19 protein-coding genes are annotated in these 19,176 nt (G+C 73.0%); 15 read left to right on the forward strand and 4 right to left on the reverse strand.

Annotated features, from left to right (window positions below; genetic code table 11):
* The first annotated feature begins 45 nt into the window (after positions 1–45).
* From ACRRSS_RS22815 to ACRRSS_RS22825, 3 genes are read left to right on the forward strand one after another with little or no spacing between them, the layout of a single operon-like run.
* Positions 46–762 carry a (Fe-S)-binding protein gene (locus ACRRSS_RS22815; protein ID WP_435972980.1) on the forward strand — a complete coding sequence of 239 codons (717 nt, stop codon included), beginning with the start codon at positions 46–48 and terminating at the stop codon, positions 760–762.
* Positions 759–2,183 (forward strand): lactate utilization protein B, encoded by a 1,425-nt coding sequence (locus ACRRSS_RS22820; protein ID WP_435972981.1) that lies wholly within the window; start codon positions 759–761, stop codon positions 2,181–2,183. The genes ACRRSS_RS22815 and ACRRSS_RS22820 overlap by 4 nt, the downstream gene beginning before the upstream one ends.
* The gene (locus ACRRSS_RS22825; RefSeq protein ID WP_435972982.1) at positions 2,180–2,950 is read left to right on the forward strand and encodes a LutC/YkgG family protein; all 771 of its coding nucleotides are present in this window, start codon (positions 2,180–2,182) and stop codon (positions 2,948–2,950) included. Before ACRRSS_RS22820 ends, ACRRSS_RS22825 begins: the two co-directional genes overlap by 4 nt.
* A 24-nt stretch (positions 2,951–2,974) precedes the next feature.
* On the opposite strand, the gene ACRRSS_RS22830 is transcribed toward ACRRSS_RS22825, so the two are convergent.
* Positions 2,975–3,433: a pyridoxamine 5'-phosphate oxidase family protein gene (locus ACRRSS_RS22830; protein WP_435972983.1), complete on the reverse strand. Its 459-nt coding sequence runs from the start codon at positions 3,431–3,433 to the stop codon at positions 2,975–2,977.
* 171 nt (positions 3,434–3,604) lie between these two features.
* Between ACRRSS_RS22830 and ACRRSS_RS22835 the strand changes: the two genes are divergently transcribed.
* The 12 genes from ACRRSS_RS22835 (at position 3,605) to ACRRSS_RS22890 (ending at position 17,535) form a co-directional block, all read left to right on the forward strand.
* The gene (locus ACRRSS_RS22835; protein WP_435972984.1) at positions 3,605–4,255 is read left to right on the forward strand and encodes a GntR family transcriptional regulator; all 651 of its coding nucleotides are present in this window, start codon (positions 3,605–3,607) and stop codon (positions 4,253–4,255) included.
* The gene (locus ACRRSS_RS22840; RefSeq protein WP_435972985.1) at positions 4,252–5,175 is read left to right on the forward strand and encodes a dihydrodipicolinate synthase family protein; all 924 of its coding nucleotides are present in this window, start codon (positions 4,252–4,254) and stop codon (positions 5,173–5,175) included. The genes ACRRSS_RS22835 and ACRRSS_RS22840 overlap by 4 nt, the downstream gene beginning before the upstream one ends.
* Positions 5,172–6,977 (forward strand): L-arabinonate dehydratase, encoded by a 1,806-nt coding sequence (gene araD / locus ACRRSS_RS22845; RefSeq protein WP_435972986.1) that lies wholly within the window; start codon positions 5,172–5,174, stop codon positions 6,975–6,977. The genes ACRRSS_RS22840 and araD overlap by 4 nt, the downstream gene beginning before the upstream one ends.
* 146 nt (positions 6,978–7,123) lie before the next feature.
* A complete protein-coding gene (locus tag ACRRSS_RS22850) occupies positions 7,124–8,062 on the forward strand; it encodes a carbohydrate ABC transporter permease (RefSeq protein ID WP_435972987.1) in 939 nt (312 codons plus the stop codon).
* A 35-nt stretch (positions 8,063–8,097) separates the two neighbouring features.
* Positions 8,098–8,979 (forward strand): carbohydrate ABC transporter permease, encoded by an 882-nt coding sequence (locus ACRRSS_RS22855; protein WP_435975402.1) that lies wholly within the window; start codon positions 8,098–8,100, stop codon positions 8,977–8,979.
* The gene (locus ACRRSS_RS22860; RefSeq protein WP_435972988.1) at positions 8,976–10,163 is read left to right on the forward strand and encodes a Gfo/Idh/MocA family protein; all 1,188 of its coding nucleotides are present in this window, start codon (positions 8,976–8,978) and stop codon (positions 10,161–10,163) included. Before ACRRSS_RS22855 ends, ACRRSS_RS22860 begins: the two co-directional genes overlap by 4 nt.
* A complete protein-coding gene (locus ACRRSS_RS22865; RefSeq protein WP_435972989.1) occupies positions 10,160–11,068 on the forward strand; it encodes a PmoA family protein in 909 nt (302 codons plus the stop codon). The genes ACRRSS_RS22860 and ACRRSS_RS22865 overlap by 4 nt, the downstream gene beginning before the upstream one ends.
* The gene (locus ACRRSS_RS22870) at positions 11,065–12,669 is read left to right on the forward strand and encodes a family 43 glycosylhydrolase (protein WP_435972990.1); all 1,605 of its coding nucleotides are present in this window, start codon (positions 11,065–11,067) and stop codon (positions 12,667–12,669) included. The genes ACRRSS_RS22865 and ACRRSS_RS22870 overlap by 4 nt, the downstream gene beginning before the upstream one ends.
* A 192-nt stretch (positions 12,670–12,861) precedes the next feature.
* Positions 12,862–14,202: an ABC transporter substrate-binding protein gene (locus ACRRSS_RS22875; protein ID WP_435972991.1), complete on the forward strand. Its 1,341-nt coding sequence runs from the start codon at positions 12,862–12,864 to the stop codon at positions 14,200–14,202.
* Positions 14,199–15,053 (forward strand): rhamnogalacturonan acetylesterase, encoded by an 855-nt coding sequence (locus ACRRSS_RS22880; protein ID WP_435972992.1) that lies wholly within the window; start codon positions 14,199–14,201, stop codon positions 15,051–15,053. Before ACRRSS_RS22875 ends, ACRRSS_RS22880 begins: the two co-directional genes overlap by 4 nt.
* The gene (locus ACRRSS_RS22885; RefSeq protein WP_435972993.1) at positions 15,050–16,351 is read left to right on the forward strand and encodes a pectate lyase family protein; all 1,302 of its coding nucleotides are present in this window, start codon (positions 15,050–15,052) and stop codon (positions 16,349–16,351) included. The genes ACRRSS_RS22880 and ACRRSS_RS22885 overlap by 4 nt, the downstream gene beginning before the upstream one ends.
* Before the next feature lie 50 nt (positions 16,352–16,401).
* Positions 16,402–17,535 (forward strand): pectinesterase family protein, encoded by a 1,134-nt coding sequence (locus tag ACRRSS_RS22890; RefSeq protein WP_435972994.1) that lies wholly within the window; start codon positions 16,402–16,404, stop codon positions 17,533–17,535.
* A gap of 62 nt (positions 17,536–17,597) precedes the next feature.
* On the opposite strand, the gene ACRRSS_RS22895 is transcribed toward ACRRSS_RS22890, so the two are convergent.
* The 3 genes from ACRRSS_RS22895 to ACRRSS_RS22905 form a co-directional block, all read right to left on the reverse strand.
* A complete protein-coding gene (locus ACRRSS_RS22895) occupies positions 17,598–18,020 on the reverse strand; it encodes a secondary thiamine-phosphate synthase enzyme YjbQ (protein WP_435972995.1) in 423 nt (140 codons plus the stop codon).
* A gap of 126 nt (positions 18,021–18,146) precedes the next feature.
* On the reverse strand, positions 18,147–18,833 hold the full coding sequence (locus ACRRSS_RS22900; RefSeq protein ID WP_435972996.1) for a permease prefix domain 1-containing protein: 687 nt from the start codon (positions 18,831–18,833) through the stop codon (positions 18,147–18,149).
* Positions 18,830–19,171 carry a PadR family transcriptional regulator gene (locus ACRRSS_RS22905; RefSeq protein WP_351904343.1) on the reverse strand — a complete coding sequence of 114 codons (342 nt, stop codon included), beginning with the start codon at positions 19,169–19,171 and terminating at the stop codon, positions 18,830–18,832. The genes ACRRSS_RS22900 and ACRRSS_RS22905 overlap by 4 nt, the downstream gene beginning before the upstream one ends.
* Positions 19,172–19,176 lie beyond the last annotated feature (5 nt).

The raw sequence follows: 19,176 nt of genomic DNA on the forward strand, positions 1-19,176 counted from the left end.
GTCCTGCGACACTGGGCGCCACCGCCCCGTCCCCGAGGAACCCTGATGCGTGTCGCCCTTTTCGTCACCTGCGTCAACGACGCCGTCTTCCCCGCGACGGGGGTGGCCACCGTCCGGGTCCTCGAACGGCTCGGCGTGGAGGTCGACTTCCCCGCCGCGCAGACCTGCTGCGGGCAGCCGCAGTTCAACACGGGGTACCGCGAGGAGACCGCACCGCTGGTGCGCCGCACCGTGCGGGCGTTCGAGGGATACGCGTACGTCGTCACCCCCTCGGGTTCCTGCGCGGCCATGGTCCGCCACCACTACGCCTCGTTCGGCGCGGAGGCGGCGGACCTGGCCCCGCGCGTGTACGAGCTGACGGAGTTCCTGGTGGACGTGCTGGGCGTGACGGACGTGGGCGCGTACTTCCCGCACCGGGTGACCTACCACCCGTCCTGTCACGGACTTCGCCTCCTCGGGCTCGGGGAGCGGCCGCGGCGCCTCCTGGAGGCGGTGAAGGGCCTGGAATTCCTGGAACTGCCGGGTGCCGAGGAGTGCTGCGGCTTCGGCGGTACGTTCGCGGTGAAGAACCCGGACGTGTCGGCGGCGATGGGCGCGGACAAGATCGCGCACGCGCTCTCCACGGGCGCGGAGGTCCTGTGCGGCGCGGACAACTCCTGCCTGCTGCACGTGGGCGGCATGCTGAGCCGCCAGGGGTCGCCGCTGCGCGCGGTGCACGTGGCGGACATCCTGGCGAGCACCGAAGAGGAGCCCTGGTCGTGAGCGGAACATTCGTCGGCATGCCGGCCTTCCCGACGGCGGCGCGGGCGGCCGTCGGGGACCCGACGCTCCGCGCCAACCTGCGGCACGCGACCCACACCATCCGCGACAAGCGGGCGCGCGCGGTCGCCGAACTGGACGACTGGGCGGAACTGCGGCAGACCGGGAAGGAGATCAAGGACCGCACGCTCCGTCACCTGGACACCTACCTGCTCCAGTTGGAGGGGGCGGTGACGGCGGCGGGCGGCACCGTGCACTGGGCCGCGGACGCAACCGAGGCCAACCGGATCGTCACCGACCTCGTGAGGGCCACCGGCGAGACGGAGGTGGTCAAGGTCAAGTCGATGGCCACCCAGGAGATCGGGCTCAACGAGCATCTGGAGGCCGAGGGCATCGCCGCCTACGAGACGGATCTCGCGGAGCTGATCGTGCAGCTCGGCGACGACCGCCCCTCGCACATCCTGGTCCCGGCGATCCACCGCAACCGGGCCGAGATCCGGGACATCTTCCTGGAGAAGATGGGGAGTTGGGGGCGGCCGGCGCCCGAGGGGCTGAGCGACTCCCCGGCCGAGCTCGCCGAGGCGGCCCGGCTGCACCTGCGGGAGAAGTTCCTGCGGGCCAGGGTCGGGATCTCGGGCGCGAACTTCATGGTCGCCGAGACCGGCACCCTCGTCGTCGTCGAGTCCGAGGGCAACGGCCGCATGTGCCTGACCCTGCCCGAGACCCTCATCTCCGTCGTCGGCATCGAGAAGGTGGTGCCGTCCTGGCGGGACCTGGAGGTGTTCCTCCAGACGCTGCCCCGCTCCTCGACGGCCGAACGGATGAACCCGTACACGAGCATGTGGACCGGCACGAGCGACGACGACGGGCCCTCCCGTTTCCACCTGGTCCTGCTCGACAACGGGCGTACCGACGCCCTCGCCGACGAGGTCGGCCGCCAGGCCCTGCGCTGCATCCGCTGCTCGGCCTGTCTCAACGTCTGCCCGGTGTACGAACGGGCCGGCGGGCACGCGTACGGCTCCGTCTACCCCGGACCGATCGGCGCGATCCTCACCCCCCAGCTACGGGGCACGACGAGCGAGATCGACGCCTCCCTGCCATACGCCTCCTCCCTCTGCGGCGCCTGCTACGACGTGTGCCCGGTCGCCATCGACATCCCCGAGGTACTGGTCCACCTGCGCGAGAAGGTGGCCGGGGAGGGAGGCAGCGGGCACCGGCTCGAACGGGCCGCGATCAGGGCCTCCTCCTGGGTGCTCGACCACCCGACGGCCCTGGTGGCGGGCGAACGCCTGGCCTCCGCCACGCGCGCGTGGCACCCGAAACGGCTGCCCGGCCCCGGCGCCCGCCAGTGGTCCGCGCACCGGAACCTGCCCGAACTGCCCGCCGAACCGTTCCGCGACTGGTGGAAGAGGAACCGCACGTGACCCACTTTCCCGCCGGCTCTCCCACCCACTCTCCCGGCGACGCCCCGGGCGGCTCCCGCGCGCGCGTACTCGCCCGGATCCGTGCCGCGGTCGCGGACGGTCAGGACACCCCGGATGGCCGGGGCACCCCGCACGGCGGGGACACCCCGGAAGTCCCGGGAGCGCAGGGAGCCTCGGGAGCGCCGGTGGCCCCGGCGCCGGACATCGCCCGCGCCTACCGGACGAGCCACAGCACGGACGACCCCGACGGGCTCCTGGACCTGCTGCACGAGAACCTCGCCGACTACCGCGCCCACGTCCACCGCACCGCGCCGGACGGTCTGGCCGGGCTGATCGCCCGGATCCTGGCCGAGCGCGGTGCCCGCAGCGTCGCCGTACCGCCCGGGCTGCCCGACGGCTGGCTCGACTCCACCGGGGCCGAGCGGCGCGCCGACGAGCCCCGGCTGACCCCGTACGAACTCGACGGCATCGACGCCGTGGTGACGGGCTGCGCCCTCGCGATCGCCGAGACCGGCACCCTCGTCCTCGACGGCGGACCGGGGCAGGGCCGCCGCGCCCTCACCCTCGTCCCCGATCTGCACGTCTGCGTGGTCCTCGCCCCGGAGCAGGTGGTGGCCTCGGTGCCGCTGGCGCTCCCCCGTCTCGTCCCGACGCGCCCCCTGACGTGGATCTCCGGTCCGTCGGCGACGAGCGACATCGAACTCGACCGGGTGGAGGGAGTCCACGGCCCCCGGACGCTCGAAGTCGTCCTGGTGACCGTCGGCTGACGGGCCTGGTGGGAAGCGCCCGCCTCAGACCACCCAGACGCCGTCCCGCATGAGGTGGCGCCCGGCGATCTCGGGCTCCTCGTTCCAGGCCTCCACCGCGGTGGGCCGGACCCGGAACCAGGCGTACGTGGGGCCCGAACCGCGCGGGTCCCAACCGCACTTCGCGGCGAACCCGTCGACGGCCCGTGTCGGTACGTCCCCGACGGAGAGGGTCGTCACCTCGCCGTCGAGCAGGACGACGTCCCGGGTGTTCCCGAGCGCCAGCCGGGCCCGCCCCCCGGCCTGGAGGTTGCGGCCGGTGGGGTTGGTCAGCCGGGTGCAGAGCCAGACGTCGGTGCCGTCCCAGTGGAAGGCCAGCGGCACGAGGTAGGGCGCGTCGGCGCCACCGGCCGAGGCCACCCAGATGTCCACCTCCTCCGCGAGGCGGGCGAGGACGTCCTTCTTGCGCTGTTCGGGACCGCGAACCGTCGGATCGTTCGTCATGGACCCGACCCTACGGGCCGTCTTTCCCGTGATCCACGCACTTCGGGGGCACGCACGGGAGAAAGCGCTTGCGCGAAGCATTGACGAAACACGAACGTCCCCATAGCTTCATGCCCGTTGCACTTCGTACGTCATATATGAGACGCGATACATGAGATCTGAGAGTGCGCCATGGCCTTCGCCCCCAGTCCCATCCCCTCCCGCACCCAGTACGTCCTGGAAGCGATCAAGCACGACATCCTCACCGGAGGGCTCAGACCCGGCCAGGCCCTGGTGGAGACCGAACTCGCCGCCCGCTTCGGGGTGTCGAAGACCCCGGTCCGTGAGGCGCTCAAGACCCTCGCGGGCAGTGGGCTCGTGGTGATGAGCCAGTACAAGGGCGTCACCGTCCGGATGGTCGACGCGGACATGGCCCGCGCCGTGTACGACGTGCGGCTGCTCCTGGAGCCCGAGGCGGTCCGCCGCGCGGTCGCCTCCGGCGCTCCGCTCGAAGCGGCCCACGAGGCGCTGCGCCGGGCCGCCGGTGCCGAGGACCCGGCCGAACGCTCGCTGGCCAACCGGGACTTCCACCGCGCGCTCTACCTTCCGTGCGGCAACCCGCTGCTCGGCCGGATGCTCGACGAGGTGCGCGACCAGGCCGCGCTGGTCTCCACGGTCGCCTGGGCCGCCGTCCCCTCGTGGGAGCGCGAGGCCGCGGAGCACGAGGAGATCCTGCGGCTGGCCACCGGCGGTGACGTCGACGGGGCGGGCCGGGCCGTGCACGACCACATCGCCTCGTTCGTCGAGCGCGCCTTCCCCCACTCCCCCCTGGACAGCGAATGAGCGGGCAGCACGTGACCATCGAGTTCGAGACCCTCAGAGCCGCGCTCGCGGACGTCGTGGCCATCCCGGTCACACCGTTCGCCGAGGACGGCTCCGTGGACACCGCCGTCCACCGCGCGCTGCTGCGCCGGCTGCTCGACGGCGGGGTCCGCACCCTCACCCCGAACGGCAACACCGGTGAGTTCTACGCCCTCACCCCCGAGGAGCGCCGCTTTCTCACCGAGGTGACCGTCGAGGAGGCCGGCGACCGGGCCGTGATCCTGGTGGGCGTCGGCCACGACGTGCCGACCGCCGTCGAGGCCGCCCGGCACGCCCGCGCCACCGGCGCGCACATGGTGATGGTCCACCAGCCGGTCCATCCGTACGTCTCCGAGGGCGGCTGGGTCGACTACCACCGGGCCATCGCCGAGGCCGTCCCGGAACTCGGCGTCGTCCCCTACATCCGCAACCCGCTGCTCGGCGGGGAGCGCCTCGCCGAGCTCGGCGCCTCCTGCCCCAACGTCGTCGGAGTGAAGTACGCGGTCCCCGACGCGGCCCGGTTCGCCGGGTTCGCCCGGGACGCGGGCCTCGACCGGTTCGTGTGGGTGGCGGGTCTCGCCGAGCCGTACGCCCCCGCCTACTTCGCGAGCGGCGCCACCGGGTTCACCTCCGGCCTGGTCAACGTCTCCCCCGCGCTCTCCCTGGAGATGCGGGACGCGCTGCGAGCCGGCGACTACCCGACGGCCATGAAGGTCTGGGAGCGGATACGCCGCTTCGAGGAGCTGCGCGCGGCGAACGGCAACGCGGACAACGTGACCGTGGTCAAGGAGGCCCTCGCCTCCCTCGGCCTCTGCCGCCGCGCGGTCCGTCCGCCGAGCCGGGAACTCCCCGAGGCCGCTCGGGCCGAGGTCGCCGCCATAGCCGCCGGATGGCCGGCATGAGCGGCACCGGTCCGGCCGGGACGCACCCCGCGCGGAGCTCGACGGACAGCGCACCGGTCGGTCCGGCCCACCCGAACGGCGCCCCGAAGCGCCCCGAGGAGCTGCGCAGCCACCAGTGGTACGGCACGGACGGGCTGCGTTCGTTCAGCCACCGCGCCCGCACCCGGCAGCTCGGCTACCTGCCCGAGGAGCACCTCGGCAAGCCGGTCATCGCGATCCTCAACACCTGGTCCGACATCAACCCCTGCCACGTCCATCTGCGCGACCGCGCCCAGGCCGTGAAGCGGGGCGTGTGGCAGGCCGGCGGCTTCCCGCTCGAGTTCCCGGTCTCCACGCTCTCGGAGACCTTCCAGAAGCCGACCCCGATGCTCTACCGCAACCTCCTGGCCATGGAGACGGAGGAGCTGCTGCGCTCGTACCCGGTGGACGGGGCGGTGCTGATGGGCGGCTGCGACAAGACGACCCCGGCGCTCCTCATGGGCGCGGCCTCGGTCGACCTGCCGACCGTGTTCGTTCCGGCGGGTCCGATGCTGCCGGGCCACTGGCGGGGCGAGGTCCTCGGCTCCGGTACGGACATGTGGAAGTACTGGGACGAGAAGCGGGCCGGGCTCATCGGCGACTGCGAGATGGCCGAGCTGGAGAGCGGTCTCGCCCGGTCCCCCGGCCACTGCATGACGATGGGGACGGCGTCCACGCTGACCGCCGCCGCCGAGACCCTGGGCGTGACGGTGCCGGGGGCCTCCTCGGTGCCGGCGGTGGACTCGGGGCACGACCGCATGGCGGCGGCGTCGGGGCTGCGGATCGTGGAGCTCGTACGCCAGGACCTGCGGCTGTCGGAGATCCTGACCCCGGAGGCGTACGAGGACGCGGTCGCCGCGGTGCTCGCGCTCGGCGGTTCGACCAACGCGGTCATCCATCTGATCGCGATGGCCGGGCGCTCCGGCGTGGAATTGACGCTCGACGACTTCGACCGGATCGCGCGGACGGTCCCGGTCCTCGCGAACCTGCGACCGGGCGGACGGTTCCTGATGGAGGACTTCCACTTCGCCGGCGGGATGACGGGCTTCCTCTCCCGGCTCACCGACGTCCTGCACCTGGACCGGCCCACCGTCTCCCACACCACCCTGCGGGAGCAGCTCGCCGGCGCCCTCGTCCACGACGAGGAGGTGATCCGCGACCGGTCGCGGCCACTGGCCGCCGAGGGCGGGGTCGCGGTGCTGCGCGGCAACCTCTGCCCCGACGGCGCCGTCATCAAGCACATCGCGGCGGAGCCGCGGCTGCTCAAGCACACCGGCCCCGCGGTCGTCTTCGACGACTACCGGTCGATGCAGCGGATCATCGACGATCCGGCGCTCGGCATCACGCCCGAGCACGTGCTGGTGCTGCGTGGAGCGGGCCCCAAGGGCGGGCCGGGGATGCCGGAGTACGGCATGCTGCCCATCCCCCGGTACCTCCTGGAGCAGGGGGTCCGGGACATGGTGCGGATCTCCGACGCCCGGATGAGCGGGACGAGTTACGGAGCGTGCGTGCTGCACGTGGCGCCCGAGTCCCATGTGGGCGGGCCTCTCGCCCTGGTCCGCACGGGCGACACGATCACGCTCGACGTCGCGGCGCGCTCGCTCCATCTGCACGTCACGGACGAGGAGTTGGCCGTCCGGCGGGCCGCGTGGACACCGCCGCCGAACCGGTACGAGCGCGGCTACGGCGCGCTGTACATGGAGCAGATCTCCCAGGCCGACACCGGCTGCGACTTCGCGTTCCTCGCCCGGCCCGGCGCCACCCCCGATCCGTACGCGGGCTGACGACCCGTCGTGTGCACGGGGGCCGACGCCCCGCCGTCCGTACGCCGGGAACGACCCCTCCCTCATCTCCCGCCCCATCCGTACCGCCTTGTCCGAATTCTCGAACGACGTTCGCGAAGCGCTTCACCGAGAACGGAGCCGCCGTCATGGCCTCAGCTGTGACCCCACCACCCCGAGCCGCCGCGTCACGGGGGCGCCGCCGCACGGGAGCCACACCCCGCCGACTGCCGTACCTGCTGATCGCCCCCGCCGGCCTGTTGATGCTCGGCTTCATCGCCTACCCGGTGCTCAGCGTCTTCTACTACAGCCTCCAGCACTACAACCCCACGAAGCCGTGGCGGAACGGCTTCGCGGGCCTGGAGAACTTCACCCGGATCTTCACGGACGACCCGAAGTTCTGGGGGACGCTGTCCTTCAGCCTCAAGTGGGTCGTGGTCGAGGTGACGCTCCAGCTCCTCTTCGGCCTCGCGCTCGCCCTCATCGTGAACCAGACCTTCGTCGGCCGCGCCCTGGGCCGCGCCCTGGTCTTCTCCCCGTGGGCCGTGTCTGGCGTGCTCACCTCCGCGATCTGGGTGCTGCTCTACAACTCCCAGACCGGGATCAGCCGTTACCTGGCGGACCTCGGCCTCGGCACGTACGGCACGTCCTGGCTCTCCGACACCGCGACCGTCTTCCCGGCGGCGATCGTCGCCGACCTCTGGCGCGGGGTGCCCTTCTTCGCCATCCTCATCCTGGCCGACCTCCAGTCCGTGCCGAAGGACCTGTACGAGGCGGCCGAGGTCGACGGGGCGGGCCGGGTCCGCCAGTTCCTCCACATCACCCTGCCCCACATCCGGGACGCGATCGTCCTCTCCACGCTGCTGCGGGCGGTCTGGGAGTTCAACAACGTCGACCTGCTGTACACGCTGACCGGCGGCGGCCCCGCGGGCGAGACGACCACCCTGCCGCTGTACATCGCCCACACCAGCGTCGACGCCCACAACTTCGGATACGCCTCCGCCCTCACCACGGTGGCGTTCGTGATCCTTCTCTTCTGCTCGATGGTCTATCTGCGCCTGAGCAAGTTCGGAGGCGACGGCAAGTGAGAGCCGAGTCCACCCTGAGCCCGGCCCCGGCCGACGTGACCCCGCCCCGGGCCGCGCAGCCCCCCGACCGGACCCCGCCCGCCACCGCCCGCGCCCGGCGCCGGGCCTGGGACGAGGTGCCCCGCTGGCAGATCTACCTGCCCCTCGGGATCTACCTCCTCTTCACCCTCATCCCCTTCTACTGGATCCTGCTCTTCGCCGTACGTCCCACCGGCTCCACCTCGCTGCTGCCCTGGCCGATGACGACGGCGCACTTCGAGAAGGTCTGGAACGAGCGCAGCTTCGGCGTCTTCTTCCAGAACAGCCTGCTCATCGGGGTCGCGGTCCTGGTGATGACCACCGTCGTCGCCCTGGCCGGCGGCTACGCGCTCGCCCGCTTCGACTTCAGGATCAAGAAGGGCTTCATGCTGGCCCTGCTCTGCTCCCAGTTCGTGCCGGGCGCCCTGCTCCTCGTGCCGCTGTTCCAGATCTTCGCCGAGCTGCGGATGATCAACTCCCTGGGCAGCGTGATCATCGCCGAGACCGTCTTCCAGCTCCCCCTCTCGATGATCCTCATCAGCGGCTTCATCAGGAACGTGCCGTACTCCCTGGAGGAGGCGGCCTGGGTCGACGGCTGCAACCGCTTCCACGCCTTCCGGATCGTCGTCCTGCCGCTGCTGCGGCCCGGTCTGGTCGCCGTCGGCTCCTTCGCCTTCGTGCACGCCTGGAACCACTTCCTCTTCGCCCTGATGTTCCTCAGCAGCCAGGACAAGCAGACGATCCCGGTCGGCCTCAACACCCTCATGGGAGCCGACAGCGTCGACCTCGGGGCGCTCGCCGCGGGCGGGGTCATCGCCGCGGTGCCCGTCGTGGTCGTCTTCGCCTTCATCCAGAAGTGGCTGGTCACCGGCTTCAGCGCGGGGGCGGTGAAGGGATGAGCACCGTACCCGCGGCGACCGCAGCCCCCGCCCGTACGCCGCTGCCCGTCGTCCTCGCCGGGGCCCGCGGCCACGGCCGCAGCCACCTCCTCAACATCCGCCGGCTCGAAGAGCGGGGACTCGTCCGCCTCGCCGGGATCTGCGAGCTGCGCCCGCTCGACGCGGCCGAACTCGACGGCCTCGGGGACCCGGAGCAGTCCGCCGACCTCGACGCCCTGCTCGCCTCCACCGGCGCCCGGATCGCCGTGCTCAGCACCCCCATCCAGACCCACACCGGGATGGCCCTCACCGCCGCCCGGCACGGGGCCCACCTCCTCCTGGAGAAGCCGCCCGCCCCGTCGTTCACGGAGTTCCGCCGGATGGCCGACGGCGTCGGGGCGGCCGGGGTGGCCTGCCAGATCGGCTTCCAGTCGCTCGGTTCGCACGCGGTGCCCGCGATCCGCCGGATGGTCGGGGAGGGCGCGATCGGTGAACTCCTCGGCGTCGGCGGAGCCGGGGCCTGGGTCCGCGACGAGGCCTACTTCCGGCGGGCGCCCTGGGCCGGACGGCGTCGGCTCGGCGGGGTCGACGTCGTCGACGGGGTGCTCACCAACCCCCTCGCCCACGCCGTCGCGACGGCCCTCGCGCTCTCCGGCGCCACCCGGGCCGAGGACGTCGAGCACATCGAGACCGAGCTGTCGCACGCCCACTCCATCGAGTCGGACGACACCTCGGGGGTACGGGTGGTGACCTCCGCCGGTGTCCAGGTCACGGTGGCGGTGACGCTGTGCGCCGAGACGTCCTCGGAGCCGTACGTGATCGTCCACGGCAGCCGGGGCCGGATCACCTTCTGGTACCGGCAGGACCGGGTGCTCGTGCAGCGTGCCGGGCACGGCCCGGTGGAGACCGTGTACGGCCGTACCGACCTCCTGGAGAACCTCGTCGCGCACGTCGCGGACGGCGAGCCGCTCCTGGTGCCGCCGGCGGAGACCGGCGCGTTCATGCGGGTCGTCGAGGCGGTGCGGACGGCTCCCGACCCCCGGGGGATTCCCGCCGCGCACTGGCACAGTGCGCCCGGCGAGAGCGCGCCGCGCCGGGTCGTCGACGGCATCGACGCCCTGGTGGACACCAGCGCCGACGAACTCAGGCTGTTCTCCGAACTCGGCGCCCCCTGGGCCCCGTCGACCCGGGTGGAGGCCCGATGAGCCCCTCGACCTCGCCCCCGTCCGCCTCCTCGTCCCCTTCCCCTTCCCCTTCCGCAGCGGCATCCGTATCCGCGACGGTCGTCCTGTACTGCGCCGAGCGCGCCGTCGCCCGCTGTACGACCCGGCCCGTTCTCGCCCCCGACCACGCGCCCCGGCCGTACCTCCACCCCGTCACCACCCTCGCCGGGCGGGTGGTGACCGAGAGCGTGCCCGAGGACCATCCGCACCACCTCGGGGCGGGTGTGGCCGTGCCCGACGTCGCGGGTCACAACTTCTGGGGCGGCCGTACCTTCGTCCGCGACCGCGGCCCCGTCGCCCTCGACAACCACGGCGTGCAGCGGCACGACGGGTTCACGCGGTGCGAACCGGACTGCTTCGTGGAGGAGTTGACCTGGACGGCAGCCGGCGAGCCGCTCCTCCGCGAGCACCGGACGGTGGCGGCCACCGCGCTCGCCGACTCCGCGTGGGCGCTCGACCTCACCTTGTCCCTCACCAACGTGTCCGGACGGGAGCTGTCGATCGGCAGCCCCGCGACGAACGGCCGTCCGGGCGCCGCGTACGGCGGATTCTTCTGGCGCGCGCCGAAGGAGGCCACGGCCCCCGCGGTGTTCACGGTGGAGGGGGACGGCGAGGAGGCGGCGCACGGACGCCGCTCCGACTGGGTGGCGCTCGCGGGCGAGGGCTGGACCCTGGTGTTCGCCGGGGCGACCGCGCGGACCCGCGAGGACCCGTGGTTCGTCCGCGCCGCCGAGTACCCGGGTGTCGGCTCCTCCCTCGCCCACGAGGCACGCCTCGCGGTGGCGGACGGCGAGACCCTCGTACGGCGTGTGGTGACGATCGTCGCCGACGGCCGCCTCGACCGGGTCGGGGCCGCGGCCCTGGTCCGCACGGCGGTGACCTCGTGAGGCCGCCGCGCACGCCTGCGCCGGCCGGAGCGGTCACCGGCGAGCCGTACGCGACCGGGGATCAAGGCGACGGCACGTACCGCAACCCGGTCCTCGCCGCCGACTGGTCCGACCCCGACGTGGTCCGGGTCGGCGAGGACTACTACCTGACCGCCTCCAGCTTCGGCCGCGCCCCCGGCCTGCCCCTGCTGCACTCCCGCGACCTGGTCAACTGGACGCTCGTCGGTCACGCCCTGGAACACCTCGAACCGGCGGCCGCGTTCGCGGAACCCCGCCACGACAGCGGGGTGTGGGCGCCCTCCCTCCGGCACCATGACGGACGGTTCTGGATCTTCTGGGGCGACCCCGACCACGGGGTCTTCCAGGTCAACGCCCCCTCCGTACGCGGCCCGTGGACGCCCCCGCACCTGGTGAAGGCGGGCCTCGGCCTGATCGACGCCTGCCCGCTGTGGGACGAGGAGTCGGGCGAGGCGTACCTCGTGCACGCCCTGGCCAAGTCCCGGGCGGGGGTCAACAACCGGCTCGTCGGACACCGGATGAGCCCGGACGGCACGAAGGTGCTCGACGAGGGCCGGGTCCTCGTCGACGCCGACCGGATACCGGGCTGGTTCACCCTGGAGGGCCCCAAGGCGTATCGGCACGGAGGCTGGTTCTGGATCCTCGCCCCGGCCGGGGGTGTGGCCACCGGCTGGCAGGGGGCGTTCCGGTCGCGGTCGTTCTTCGGTCCGTACGAGGAGCGGACCGTCCTCGCGCAGGGCGACACCGACGTCAACGGCCCCCACCAGGGCGGCTGGGTGCGCACCCAGCGCGGCGAGGACTGGTTCCTGCACTTCCAGCAGTCGGGCGCGCACGGCCGGCTCGTCCATCTCCAGCCGATGCGCTGGGACACGGACGGGTGGCCCGTGCTCGGCGACGGCGGCGCCCCGGTCCGGGTCCACCGCAAGCCGGACCTGCCGGAGCAGCCGCCCGCCCGGCCCGCGGTGGACGACACCTTTCCCGGCGGGCGGTTCGGCCGCCAGTGGCAGTGGACCGCCAACCCGGCCGAGGGCTGGGCCAGTCAGCACGCGGGCGACGGGCTGCGGCTCGGCTGTGTGCGGACGGACCGGCTGGGCGATCTGCGGACCGTGCCGCACGTCCTCACCCAACGGCTGCCCGCCGGGGCGCGCGGGGTCGAGGTCGGGCTCCGGCTCGACTCCGGGGCGCCCGGGTCCCGCGCGGGGCTCGTCGTCCTGGGCGACGCGTACGCGTGGATCGGCCTGGAGCGGGCCCGGGACGGCACGGCCCGGCTCGTGCACCGTTTCGCCCCGGCGGGCGCGGACCGGGAACGGGACGCGGCGCACTCCCGGCCGGTCTCCGGTGACCGGGTCCTGCTGCGGATCGAGGTGACGGCGGACGCGCGCTGCCGTTTCTCGTACGCCCCCGACGACGGCGACGGCACCGGTCCCTCCGGCGAGGGCCGTCCGGTCCCGCTCGGGCCGGAGTTCGCCGCCACCCCGTGGCGCTGGGTCGGCGCGCTGCTCGGCCTCTTCGCCGGAGCGCCGGAGGGGGCGGGACACGCCGGGACGGCCGTGTTCTCCGACTTCCGCGTCACCCCCGCCTGACCGTCACCCCGCCGACCGGCATGCCTGCTGACCCGCGTCCCTGGTCGGTCGGCCGCACCGTCCGACCGACCTCCCCGGCCGACCTGCCTCCCCGTCCGGCCGGCCTCCCGTCCGGCCGGCCACCCCCGAGTTCCCCCACACCCCCGCACCACCCCCCGTACCCCATACCACCCCGAGAGAAGAGAGCCGACGATGACCATCTTCCCCGGCGGACGGCGCAGAGCCGCTGTCGCCCTCGCCCTGTCCGGTGTCCTCGCCCTGACCGCCACCGCCTGCGGTGACGACGGCAGCGGCGCGGGCGGCGACAAGGGCACCGAGGGATCGGGCAAGGGAAAGATCACCTTCTGGGACAACAACGGCGGTGTCCGCACCGACGTGTGGAAGGAGATCATCGCGGACTTCGAGAAGGCGAACCCCGACATCGACGTCGAGTACGTCGGGATCGCCTCCAAGGAGGTCCAGTCCAAGTACGACACCGCCATCCAGGGCGGCGGTCTGCCCGACGTCGGCGGTGTCGGCGCGGCGATGCTTGCCGGAATCGCGGCGCAGAACGCGCTGGAGCCGCTCGACGCCCGGGTCGAGGGCAGCTCGCTCAAGGGCAAGCTGAACGCCGCCATGGTCACGAGCGTGAAGTCGGCGGGCGGGCAGGGCAAGCTGTTCACCGTCCCCACCTCCGCCAGCAACGGCGTGCTCTACTACCGCACCGACCTGTTCAAGGCGGCCGGGCTGCCGGAGCCCACCACCTGGTCGGCGTTCTACACGGCGGCCGAGAAGCTGACCGCCACCGACAAGAACCGTTTCGGCTACACCATCCGCGGCGGCGCGGGCTCGATCGCGCAGGCCCTGGACGCGATGTACGGCCAGAGCGGCATCACCACGTTCTGGAACGGCGACCGGACCACCGTCAACGCTCCCGAGAACGTGGCCGCCCTGGAGAAGTACGCCGGACTGTTCAAGCGGACCACCCCGGCCGCCGACGTCAACAACGACTTCACCAAGATGGTCGCCCAGTGGGACAGCGGCCAGATCGGCATGCTGAACCATAACCTCGGCTCCTACCAGGACCACGTGAAGGCGCTCGGCACGGAGAAGTTCCGGGGCATTCCCAACCCGACCCTGGACGACGGCACCCGGGTGCAGGTCTCCAACCCGGTCGACGGCCTCGGTCTCTTCTCCTCCAGCAAGAACAAGGCCGCCGCCTGGAAGTTCATCGAGTTCGCGGCCTCGCACGCCTCCAACAGCAAGTGGAACAAGTCGGCCGGCGCCATCCCCGCCAACACGGAGGCCGCCAAGGACCCGTGGCTCCAGGAGGCGGAGCCGACCAAGCTCGGCGCCGACGTCCTCTTCAGCGGCAAGGCCACGATCGTGGAGCTGCCGTACTACCTGCCGGACTGGAACACGATCTCCAAGGCCGAGAACGAGTCGGGCTTCCAGAAGGTCCTGCTCGGCACGTCCACCGCCAAGGAGTTCCTCGACCACCTCGCCGAGCAGCTGAACGCGGCGCAGGCCGAATGGAAGCAGCAGAACCCGTGAGCGTAGGCCGCCGCGCGGTGGTCACGGCCGGGGCGGGCCTCGCGCTCGCCCTGGCCGGGGCTCCCCCGGCCCGTTCCCAAGGACACCCCCGCATGCGCACCCTCTTCCTCGCGGGCGACTCCACGGCCGCCCAGAAGTACTCCGACGCCGCACCCGAGACCGGCTGGGGCATGGCCCTCCCCTTCTTCCTGCACCGGGGCGTGCGGGTCGCCAACCACGCCGTCAACGGGCGCAGCACCAAGAGCTTCCTCGACGAGGGGCGGCTCGACGCCCTCCTGACGGCGCTCCGCCCCGGCGACCTGCTCCTGGTCCAGTTCGGCCACAACGACCAGAAGGCCGCCGACCCCAGCCGCTTCACCGAGCCGTGGACCACCTACCAGGACAACCTGCGGGTCTTCGTCGAGGCCGCGCGGTCGCGGGGCGCGCTCCCGGTGCTCGCCACCTCCGTCGAACGGCGCAGGTTCGCCGCGGACGGCACCGCGCTGCGCACGCACGGGGCGTATCCGGCGGCGATGCGGGAGACCGCCCGCACGTCGGACGTCCCGCTCCTCGACATCGAGGCGCTGTCGTTCGCCCTGTGGCAGCGGCTCGGTCCCGAGGCCACGAAGGCGTACTTCAACTGGACGGCGACCGAGCAGGACAACACGCACTTCAACCCGCCGGGGGCGATCGCGGTGGCCCGTCTGGTCGTCACCGAGCTGCTCCGCACCCAGGCCCTCGCGCCGCGCGAGACGCGCCGTACGGGAGCCGAGATCCCCGCCGACCTGATCACCTGGCCCGCACCCGAGCCCGCACCCGCCTCCCCACCCGATTCCCCCCTCACCGCCCCCTCCGAGGAGAACCGTCCATGAACCGACGTACGCGACGGGGAGCGGTGGCCGCGGCCGCCCTCGCCCTGACGGTCACCGCCCCCGCGGCCGGCGCCCACGCCGCCCCGCGCCCGAGCGCCGACCCCGCCCGTGTGACGCTGCCGGCCGGTGACGGCTGGGCGTCCGCGGGAACCGGCACCACCGGCGGGGCCACCGCCCGGGCCTCCCGGGTCTTCACCGTCACCACCTGGGAGGAGTTCCGGGCCGCGCTCGCCGTGCCCGGCACCGAGCCCAGGATCGTCAAGGTGGTCGGCACGCTGAACGCCACCGCCGCCGGCTGCGCCGCCTTCGAGGCGCCCGGCTATGACTTCGCCCGCTACCTCGCCGACTACGACCCCGCCGTCTGGGGGTACGAGGACGTGGTCAGCGGCCCCCAGGAGGAACTGCGGGCCGCGTCCGCGACCGCCCAGGGCGAGGCGATCAAGGTCAAGGTGCCCGCGAACACCACGATCGTCGGTGTCGGCAGGCACGCCGGGATCACCGGCGGCAGCCTCCAGGTGCAGGGCGTCGACAACGTCGTGATCCGTGACCTCACGCTGGAGAGCCCGCTCGACTGCTTCCCGCAGTGGGACCCGACGGACGGCGCGACCGGGGCGTGGAACTCCGAGTACGACAGTCTCGTCGTGTACGGCTCCACCCATGTCTGGATCGACCACAACACCTTCACCGACGGGGCCCACCCGGACAGTTCGCTGCCCTCGTACTACGGGGAGGTCTACCAGCAGCACGACGGCGAGCTGGACATCGTGCGGGGCGCGGACCTGGTCACCGTCTCCTGGAACGTCTTCACCGACCACGACAAGACCCTGATGATCGGCAACAGCGACAGCGCGGGCGCCACCGACCGGGGGAAGCTGCGGGTCACCCTCCACCACAACCTCTTCGAGAACGTGGTCGAGCGGGCGCCCCGGGTCCGGTTCGGGCAGGTCGACGCGTACAACAACCACTTCGTGGTGCCGAGCGCCTCCGCCCCCTACGCGTACAGCCTCGGGGTCGGGCTGGAGTCCCAGCTCGTCGCGGAGAGGAACGCGTTCACGCTGGCCGAGGGAGTGCCGGCCGGGAAGATCCTGAAGAAGTGGAAGGACGCGCCGGTCACCACCGTGGGCAACTACGTGAACGGCAGGCCGGTGGACCTCCTCGCCGTCCACAACGCGCAGTTCCCCGACGAGTTGTTGCGGCCGGACGCGGGCTGGACCCCGGTCCTGCGCACCCGCGTCGACCACCCGAGGGCCGTCCCCGCCCTGGTCGGTCACCGTGCGGGCGCCGGCCGCTCCCGCTGAACCCAGGCCGTGTCCGGAAAGCCCCGCCCCCACACCCCAGGAGGACCCGCATGCCCGCACATCCCACCGGCGCGGCCCCGGGGCGCCGCTCCCTGCTCCTGGGCGCGGCGGGGGCGGCGCTGACCGCCCTCGCCGCGCCCGCCGCGCCCGCCGCGGCCTCACCCCGCCGACGGCCCTTCGGCCGGTTCGGTTCACCCGCCGCCCGGCTCACCGAACGGACGCTGTACGTGCATCCGGGCGGGCTCGGCGACCACACCACGGTCCGGGCGGCGGTCGCCGCCGCCAGCGGCCCCGGCCGGACCCTGGTCCTGGCCCCGGGCACGTACCGGGAGACGGTCGTCGTGAGCCCGGACCGTACGGACATGACCTGGATCGGCGCGAGCGGCGACCCCCGGGACGTCGTCGTGGTGTACGCCAACGCCGCCGGAACGCCCCGGCCCGGGGGCGGCACGTACGGCACCACCGGCTCCGCCACGACCACCGTCCAGGCGGCCGGCTTCACCGCCCAGGGGGTCACCTTCGGCAACGATTTCCTCCGCACCGACCTGCCGGGGAACCCCGGCACGCAGGCGGTCGCCCTGAAGACGCAGGGGGACCGCTCGGCGTTCTTCCACTGCCGGTTCCTCGGCCACCAGGACACCCTGTACGCCGACTCCCCGGCTCTGTCGGCCTTCGCCCGCCAGTACTTCGCGCACTGTCATGTCGAAGGGGACGTCGACTTCGTCTTCGGCCGGGCCACCGCCGTCTTCGAACGCTGCCGTTTCCGTACGCTGTTCCGCCCCGACCTGGCGGCGCCGCCGCACGGCTTCGTCTTCGCGCCGTCCACGGCGGGGGCGAACCCGAACGGGTTCCTCGCCGTCCGGTGCCGGGTCACCAGCTCGGCCCCGGACGGCTTCTACAAGCTGGCCCGTCCCTGGGTGCCGAGCTCGGACCCGACGGCCAGGCCGTCGCTCGTGGTCCGGGAGAGCGTCCTCGGCCCCGGGATCGACGCGGCCGCGCCGTACGCGAACATGAGCGCGGCCCACCCGTGGCAGGCACAGCGCTTCGCCGAGTACCGCAACACCGGCCCGGGCGCCCGGATCACCGTCCCGGAGAACCGCCCCCGACTGGACCCCGTCGAGGCGCGGTCCGCGACCCGCACCGCCTACCTGGGCGACTGGGACCCGCGCCTGCCCTTCTCCTGACCTCACAGGAGGGGGCCTCGGTTCACGCCCCGATCCGTCGGCCCGGGACACGGCCGGGTCCGTCACCCGAGAAACGACAGGCGCACCTGGCGGTGGGGGTTGTCCTTGTTGGTGTCGACGAGGCACACCGACTGCCAGGTGCCGAGGGCCAGTTCGCCGGCGATCACGGGGAGCGTCGCGTGGGGCGGGACGATGGCCGGCAGGACGTGGTCGCGGCCGTGTCCCCGGCTGCCGTGGCGGTGCTGCCAGCGTTCGTCGGCGGGGAGCAGGTGGTGGAGGGCCGCCAGCAGGTCGTCGTCGCTCCCCGATCCGGTCTCGATCAGCGCCACGCCCATGGTCGCGTGGGGTGCGAAGACGTTCAGGAGTCCGTCCCGCCCCTGTGCCACCTCGGCGAGGAAGGAGGCGCACTCCTGGGTCAGGTCGTGGACCGTCTCGGCCCTCCCCGTGGTGACGTCCAGGGTGCGTGTCTCGAATCCGTGGCTCATGGTTCCATCGTGGCCGACCGGGCCGTCATCTCGCGCTTCCCACGCGGACGGCGGACGGGGAAGGGTCTCCCCCGCCGTGCGACCCGGTCGTCGGGGGATCCTGCGGCGAAGGGTGGTGCGGAGCGGTCAGCGGGCCGGCGCTCCGGAGACCGGGAGGCGGGCGCAGCGGCGGCAGGCGCGGGCCGAGGTCGCCACGACGGCGTGGCAGGCGGCCGCGAGCGCGCCCGCGAACGCGAGCAGCGGCCAGTTCGTGGCGAGTGCGGAGGCCGTGGCGAGCGCGAGGGTCGTGACCGCCATGGCGATGCCCGCGGTGGTCCCGGTCCAGGCCACCACGAGCGGCAGCCGGGGCGGTGTGGGCAGCCTGCGGGCGAGGGTGCCGGTGACGGCGAGCGTCCCGGCGGCGAGCAGGGTGGCGGCGATCGCGACACCGGCCAGGTGCAAGGCGAGGAGCTGTGCGGTGCGGGGGATCAGCCCCGTCAGGTCGTGGTCGGGGCTCCCGGCCAGGTACCGGCAGGCGACCAGGAAGGGGGCGGTGAGGGCGACGGCGCGGGCGGTGTGGCGGGCCTGGGCGAGGGTCAGTTCGCGCTGGCAGCTGGGGACGAGTTCGCCGACGGTGCCGAACTCCCGTACCGCCGCGCCGATCGCGTCCCGTCGCGGGACCCCCTGCTCGACGTGGGCGTCCGCCGTGTCCGCGAGCCCGCCGCGGATCTCCTCGATCAGCCGGGCCTTGGCCCGGGTCGGTCCGTGGAGGGCGGCGTCGAGGTCGGCGACGTACTCGGCGAGGGGGTCGGCTCCGGTGGCGGAGGCGTTCACGTGGCGAGCCCGGGCGGTGTGGCGGGGTTCAGGACCGAGCCGATCGCGGCGGTGAACTCGTTCCACGCGGTCCGCTCGCCGGCGAGCGTGTGCCGGCCCGCGTCGGTGAGCTCGTAGCAGCGCCGTCGCCGTTCGCCGGAGGACTGCCAGCTGCTGCTCAGGAGTCCGACCCGCTCCAGCCGGTTCAGGGCCGGGTAGATCGTGCCCGTCCGCAGTTCGAGCACGCCCCCGCTGCGGCTCTGGACCGCGGCGATGATCGCGTAACCGTGCAGCGGGCCCGGTTCGAGCACCGCGAGCAGCAGTCCGTCCAGGTGCCCTCGCACCGCATCCGCCTTCATGGGTA

This window comes from Streptomyces sp. Qhu_M48 (assembly GCF_051305195.1).
GTDB lineage: Bacteria > Actinomycetota > Actinomycetes > Streptomycetales > Streptomycetaceae > Streptomyces.